The sequence below is a fragment of the Alcanivorax sp. HI0044 genome, assembly GCF_001634945.1.
Genome location: NZ_LWEZ01001724.1, coordinates 1 through 931 on the forward strand (window position 1 = coordinate 1; position 931 = coordinate 931).

Here is a 931-nt window from a genome sequence, read left to right on the forward strand (position 1 = left end):
GGGACATGCGTGGCAGTAATTGGGGAGGTCTGTGCGCTGGGGCGCTGCTGGCAGTGCTGGCGGGCTGCGCCCACCAAGGTGCACCTGCACAGGCAAGCGGTACCGTGGATGTGTCTGGCATTGTCTGCAAGGATGCGCTGCAGCCAGAGCAGAGGGTCGACCTGGAAATGGTCGATACACTGATGGCCAAAGGGCGAAATTATGCAGCGTTGGCGCAGCTGGAAAATGATCCGATGAACGCCATCGATCACTGGTTGCGCTACGGACAGTTGTTGGCGGCGTCCGGCAAACTGGAAGAATCGGAAGAGGTATATCGGGCCCTGGCCAACCGTTGTGGTGATGGCCGCAGTGAGCATGGCCTGGGCATGGTGTTGCTGAAACGCCATGAGGTCATGTCGGCGATTTCGCATCTGGAAAAGGCCCGCGACATGGCACCGGCCACATCACAGGTGCGCAATGATTACGGTTATGCCTTGTTGTTGGTGGGCCGGTATGACGATGCCGCGTTTGAACTGCGTACTGCACTGGAGTTGGCCAATGGCCAGGGGCCGGTTCGACAGAATCTGGCGGTGGCATACCTGATGAGTGATAACAAAAAAGGCATTCAGGAATTGCAGTCTCAATATGGTTTCTCGGCGGATGAACTGGCCTATGCAGAGAAACTCAGTCAACAATTCGGGAGGGCCGCACCATGAAAAAATGGCTTTTGGTATGTCTATTGCCGGGGCTGGCTGTAGCAGCCGAACCCCAGCAGGACTACAGCTTTGGTGTTTCTGACCAGGTAGTGGATAACGTGCCGGAAACGGTGACTGACTGGCTGCTGAACCAGCAGCGGGACTCCCGGCCGGCAGAGAAAAGTGAGCTGTCTGCTCCTATCTATGTGGATACTCAGCGCCGCCTGGCGGATTCATTCCGCACGGCCATACCGGAT

2 protein-coding genes are annotated in these 931 nt (G+C 57.1%); both read left to right on the forward strand.

Going from position 1 to position 931, the window contains the following annotated elements; genetic code table 11:
• On the forward strand, positions 1-695 hold a 695-nt coding region (locus tag A3730_RS25890; RefSeq protein ID WP_231884052.1), incomplete at its 5' end, for a tetratricopeptide repeat protein.
• Positions 692-931: hypothetical protein (locus A3730_RS25895; RefSeq protein WP_063539281.1), on the forward strand; the 240-nt coding region annotated here is incomplete at its 3' end. The genes A3730_RS25890 and A3730_RS25895, both read left to right, overlap by 4 nt.